This is a genomic window from Amycolatopsis sp. NPDC059027 (genome assembly GCF_042739735.1).
Classification (GTDB): domain Bacteria; phylum Actinomycetota; class Actinomycetes; order Mycobacteriales; family Pseudonocardiaceae; genus Amycolatopsis.
Window position 1 is genome coordinate 54,795 of sequence record NZ_JBHYIK010000059.1, and the last position, 5,673, is coordinate 60,467.

4 protein-coding genes are annotated in these 5,673 nt (G+C 72.1%); all 4 read right to left on the reverse strand.

From position 1 onward, the window contains the following. Positions 1–82: 82 nt before the first annotated feature. The gene (locus ACFWY9_RS33165; RefSeq protein ID WP_378323639.1) at positions 83–1,615 is read right to left on the reverse strand and encodes a uroporphyrinogen-III synthase; all 1,533 of its coding nucleotides are present in this window, start codon (positions 1,613–1,615) and stop codon (positions 83–85) included. 86 nt (positions 1,616–1,701) lie between these two features. Continuing rightward, a complete protein-coding gene (hemC, locus tag ACFWY9_RS33170) occupies positions 1,702–2,649 on the reverse strand; it encodes a hydroxymethylbilane synthase (protein ID WP_378340705.1) in 948 nt (315 codons plus the stop codon). Further along, positions 2,650–3,966 carry a glutamyl-tRNA reductase gene (locus ACFWY9_RS33175; protein WP_378323641.1) on the reverse strand — a complete coding sequence of 439 codons (1,317 nt, stop codon included), beginning with the start codon at positions 3,964–3,966 and terminating at the stop codon, positions 2,650–2,652. Beyond that, a complete protein-coding gene (locus ACFWY9_RS33180; RefSeq protein ID WP_378340706.1) occupies positions 3,966–4,940 on the reverse strand; it encodes a redox-sensing transcriptional repressor Rex in 975 nt (324 codons plus the stop codon). The genes ACFWY9_RS33175 and ACFWY9_RS33180 overlap by 1 nt, the downstream gene beginning before the upstream one ends. Between the last annotated feature and the right edge of the window lie 733 nt (positions 4,941–5,673).

Here is a 5,673-nt window from a genome sequence, read left to right on the forward strand (position 1 = left end):
GCCATCTCGCCCCACCCCCCGTTCGGCTGACGGCTCTTTTCCTCGCGTGTGAGGCGAGGAAAGTCCCCTTCAGCTCACGAACTCAGCTGCGGCGGGCGCGCTTGGCCTTGCGCGGCGGCGGCAGCGCGCCCTCGGCACGCAGTTTCGCGGCGTGCGCGGCGAGCGCGTCGACCAGGTGCGGGACGTCGGCCTTCTCCGGCTGGACGTCGACCCGCAACCCGAACTCCACGGCGGTCTCCGCGGTCTTCGGGCCGATGCACGCGACGAGGGTGCGCGCGTGCGGCTTGCCCGCGATGCCGACCAGGTTCCGCACGGTCGAAGACGAGGTGAAGCACACCGCGTCGAAGCCGCCGGTCTTGATCATCTCGCGGGTCTCGGCGGGCGGCGGGGCGGCGCGGACGGTCCGGTAGGCCGTCACGTCGTCGATCTCCCAGCCGCGGTCGCGCAGCCCGGCGGACAGCGTCTCGGTGGCGATGTCGGCCCGCGGCAGCAGCACGCGGTCGACCGGGTCGAGGACGTCGTCGTACGGCGGGAACTCGGCGAGCAGGCCCTCGCTGGACTGCTCGCCCTCGGGCACCAGCTCGGGGATGATGCCGAACGAACGCACCTTCGCCGCGGTCGACTCACCGACGCAGGCGATCTTCACGCCGGAGAACGCGCGGGCGTCCAGGCCGAACTCCTCGAACTTCTCCCACACCGCGCGGACGGCGTTGGTCGAGGTGAACACGATCCACTGGTAGCGGCCGTCGACGAGGCCCTTGACCGAACGCTCCATCTGCGCCGGGCTGCGCGGCGGCTCGACGGAGATGGTCGGCACCTCGTGCGAGGTCGCGCCGTGGCCGCGCAGCCGCTCGGCCATCTCGCCCGCCTGCTCCTTGGTGCGCGGCACCAGGACCTTCCAGCCGTACAGCGCGCGCGACTCCCACCACGACAGCTTCGATCGCTGCCCCGCGGCCTGGCCGATCGTGACGATCAGCGGGCCGACCAGCTCGCCGGCGTCGGCCGCGAGCTTCTCCAGGGTGGTGTCCAGCGTGCGCTGGGTGTTGATGGTGCCGTTCGCGGTCACCGCGACCGGGGTGCTCGCGGCCTGGCCCTTCTCGACCAGCGCGGACGCCGCTTCGGCCAGGTGGCTCGACGTCGCGTGCAGCACGAGCGGGCCGGGCGCGGCGGCCAGCGCGCCCCAGTCGACGTCACCGCGGACATCGACCTCGGTGTGCGTGCCGCCCAGCGCGATCCCCGCATAGGCCGGGACGGCGGCGCTCGGCGAGACGCCGGGGATGACGTCGAACACGGCGCTGGTGCGCGCGACGGCCTGGACCTCGGCCACCACGGCCGGGCTGGTCAGCGGGTCACCGGCGATCAGGCGCAGGACCAGCCGCCCGGCCTTCGCCTCGGTGGTCAGGTCCTTGGCGACGTCGGCCGCCTCGCCGACGGCCGGGCGTACCTCGGCACCTTCGGCGGCGAAGGCCAGCACTCCGGCCGGGACGTCGGGGTCGGTCACCACGACCTCGGCCTTGGCCAGCAGTTCCTGGGCCCGGACGGTGAGCAGTCCTGCGTCACCGGGGCCCGAGCCCACGAAGGCGACGCGCCCGGTGGTCTTACGCGCGGGGGTCATCTGTGCGTTTCTCCTCATTGGACGGCCGTGCGCGCTCGGGCACGGCCGCAGTTCTCCAGTACAGCTGGTCGTTCTCTCGGGGTCGGTCAGTGCGCGGTGCCGCGCAGCGCTCCGGCACCCAGGTCCAGCAGCTCGGCCGCCAGCGTCCGGCCCAGCTGCGCGGCCTCGGCCTTGTCGCCGAGCACCGAGGCACGCAACATGTCCACCGACCCGTTCTCGTCCTCGACGGCCGCGGTGCCGCGAAGCGAGATCCGTTCCACGACCGCGCCCTCGGCGTCGAGGTCCTCGACGATCTCGGCGAGCGCACCCACCGGAGCGGTGCACCCGGCTTCGAGCGCGGCCAGCATGGCCCGTTCGGCCGTCACCGCGGCCCGCGTGCCCTCATCGTCCACTGTGGACGAAAGCAGTCGCTCGACGTCCACGTCACCGTCCCGGCACTCCACCGCCAGCGCCCCCTGCGCGGGGGCGGGCAGCAGCTGGATCGGGTCGAGGGTCTCGGTGATCGCCCCGCCCCGCCCGATACGCACCAGGCCGGCACGCGCGAGCACCACGGCATCCAGCTCGCCGTCGGTGACCTTGCGCATGCGGGTGTCGATATTGCCTCGGATCGGCACGATTTCCAAACCGAGCCCGAGCGCGCGCAGCTGCGCGGTGCGCCGCGGCGCCCCGGTGCCGACCGTCGAACCCGGCGGCAGCTCGCCGAGGGTGAGCCCGTCACGGGCGATCAGCGCGTCGCGCGGGTCCTCGCGCGGCGGGATCGCGGCGAGGGTAATCCCGGGCTCGGGCGCGGTCGGCAGGTCCTTGCAGGAGTGCACGACGACGTCGACCTCTTCGCGCAGCAGCGCCTCCCGCAGCGCGGAGGTGAACACCCCGACGCCGATCTGCGGGATCGGCGCCGACGACTGGTCGCCGGGCGTGGTGACGGTGACGATCTCGACCTCGGCGCCCGCCTTGCGGAGCGTTTCGGCGACGGTCCCGGTCTGCGCGAGCGCCAGCTTGCTGCCGCGCGTCCCGATGCGGATGACTCTGGTCACTTACTGGTTCTTCCCTGGTGGTTGCTGCGCGGTCGGGCGTGCCACCGCCGCAGGGGCCTGCGGGTCGAGGCAGAACAGCTCGCGCAACGCGTTGGCGTAGTCGGTGTCGGCCGTCTCGGCGGCCAGCTGCTTGACCCGCACCGTCGGCGCGTGCAGCAGCTTGTCGACCACCCGGCGGACCGTGCGGCCGACCTCCTCGCGGACACCCGAATCGAGGTCGGGCAGCCGGTTGTCCAGCCGCAGCAGCTCCGCGTCGACGACCTCGGCCGCGCGGCGGCGCAGCGCGGTCACGGTCGGGGTGACCTCGGCACTGCGCTGTCCGGCGAGGTAGTCGCGCACCTCGTCGAGCACGATGCCGGTGGCCTTCGCGGTCTGCTTCTCGGTGGTCGGGGTGCCCGCTTCCCGCATGCGGCGCTGGATGGTCTCCAGGTCCACCACGGTGACCGAGGCCAGCTCACCCACCGCGGCGTCGACGTCCCTCGGCAGGCCGAGATCGCAGACGACCAGCACACGGCCGTCCCGGGGCGTGACGTGCTCGGGCGTGAACACGGCGTCCTGCGCGCCGGTGCAGCAGATCACGACGTCGGCCAGCTCGACCGCGCGCCGGACGTCGGCCAGCGGCACCGAGCGGGCTTGCACACCGGCCTCGGTGACGGACGCGGCGAGGCGCTGGGCGTTGGCCTCGGTGCGGTTGGCCACGGTGATCTCGCCGATGCCGCCCTTGCGCAGCTGGGACGCGGTGAGCGCGCCCATCGAACCGGCGCCGACGATCAGCGCGTGCTTGCCCTCGATCTCGCCCGCGGCGGCCAGCGCCTCGGAGACCACCGACGCGCCGAGCGCGTCCAGGCCGGTCTCGGAGTGCACGCGCTTCCCGACCCGCAGCGTGGTCTGGACCAATTCGTGCAGGGTGCGGCCGACCGTACCCGCCTCACGCGCGGTGGCGTAGGACGAACGGACCTGGCCGAGGATCTGCGTCTCGCCGACGACCATCGAGTCCAGCCCCGAGGCCACCGAGAAGATGTGCTCGATCGCGGCGCCCGCGTAGTGCACGTACAGGCTGTCGTACAGGTCGGCGGGCTCCATCCCGGCCTGGCGGGCCAGGACGTCGGAGATGTCGTTGAGGCCACCGTGGAACGTCTCGACGACCGCGTAGACCTCGATCCGGTTGCAGGTCGAAACCAGCATCGCCTCACTGACGTGGTCGGCCTGCTGCAGCTCGTGCAGGACCTTGACCACCTCGTGCGCGGGCACCGCGGCCCGCTCGAGCGTGCTCAGCTCCGCGCTGCGATGGGAAAGCCCGACTGCCAACACGCTCATCAGCGCACCACCATTCCCCGCCCGCCGTCCGTCCCGGCGCGCCCATTACCCGAAGCACTCTTCCCCCTTGAGAGTGCACCAGCCTTGCCATTGTCGGCACTGGGGCGAGCCCCCGGTTCTCCGTTACGGCCGTCACCGCCCGCCGTGCCGCTGCCCGGGGCGAGGTCGGCTCGCCGGGCGACGTGGAAGGAGAGGATCTGCAACTCGACCGCCAGATCGACCTTGCGGACCTCGATGTGCGGCGGCACCTGCAGCACCACCGGCGCGAAGTTCAGGATGCACTGGACGCCGCCCGCGACCAGCAGATCGCACACCGACTGCGCGGCGGTCGGCGGCGTCGCGATCACGCCGATCGAGATCTGCCGCTCGGCGCAGACCTGCGGGATCTCGTCCAGATGCGACACCGGCAGCCCGCCGACCGGCACGCCGATCAGGTCCGGGTCGAGGTCGAACAGCGCTTCCACCGGGAAACCGCGGCCGGGGAACCCGCCGTAGTTGGCCAGCGCGTGGCCGAGGTTACCGATCCCGACCACGGCGACGCGGTGCTTGCGCGTCAGGCCGAGGATGCGCTCGATCTGGCTCACCAGGACCTGCACGTCGTAGCCGACGCCGCGGGTGCCGTAGGAGCCGAGGTAGGAGAGATCCTTGCGCAGCTTCGCCGAGTTGACCCCGGCGGCCTGCGAGAGTTCTTCACTGGACACCGTCGTCGCGCCCTGCTCGGCCAGTCCGGAAAGGACCCGCAGGTACACCGCGAGCCGCGCGACCGCGGCCTCGGGGATCGACTTCGCCCTGGCCTCGCCGCCTTCACCACCGTTGCCGTTGGTGCCATTGGCGCCGTCGTCGCCGGGTACGGCGGGCATTTCGGCGGTGGGCGCGTTGTCGGCGTCGGGGGTGGCCCGGCCGTTGCGGCTGTCCCGGCGGCGGGACGCCCGGGGTGGCGTAGACCCGTCACCACGCCCCCGCTGTGTCACCACGCTGGCACTCCTGTTCACCGCGAATTCCCGACCGCGCGTCCGGTACCGCTCCGGCCATCGCCACAACCGTACGAAACTGGCTCTTGACCCGGCGGCGGGAGTCCGGTTTGATGCCGGGCCGCGCGGAGGCGATGTGCCTACGGTAGTCCACTTGTGAACGCAGGCACAAAGTCACAGGTAGGAGACATGACCAGTCCCACATACGGAGTCTTGACGCGGCGCCGGGTAGTGCGCGGGGCGGCGTTCGCCGGTACTGGTGGGGCTCAGGAGGTCTCGCTGTGGCATCGGAGTCACCCTGCGGCGGGCGTTGATCGCAGTGTGTGATCGACCGGCGGGGTGCTGAAGGACGCTTTCGGTGCGTTGGACGAGTTGAAGGGCGCCTTCGGTGCATCCAGCGCGGTGAAGGGCGCCTTCAGTGCATCGCGCGGCCAGGCCCGGCTCCCGGCTCCCGGCTCCCGGCTCCCGGCTCCCGGCTCCCGGCTCCCGGCTCCCGGCTCCCGGCCGAGTATGTCCCGAACGCTCCGTTCAGGACCTTGAACGTCTCGAACGCGTCGTTCAGGACACGCGCGCCGGACCCGGATGTGCCGAGGGACGCCCTCGGTGCGTTCAGCTCACCGAGGGACGCCCCCGTCGCAGCCAACGCGCCAGGGCGTCCCTCGGGCACACGCCGCGCCCCCGAAGAACCCCATCAAAGCCGTGAAGGCCTCCTTCACAGCGCTCAACGCTGTGAAGG

Excerpts from the sequence above, each read along its gene's own strand:
- ACFWY9_RS33165 (WP_378323639.1), bottom strand. The coding sequence starts at position 1,615 with ATGACCCCCGCGCGTAAGACCACCGGGCGCGTCGCCTTCGTGGGCTCG.
- ACFWY9_RS33175 (WP_378323641.1), bottom strand. The coding sequence starts at position 3,966 with ATGAGCGTGTTGGCAGTCGGGCTTTCCCATCGCAGCGCGGAGCTGAGC.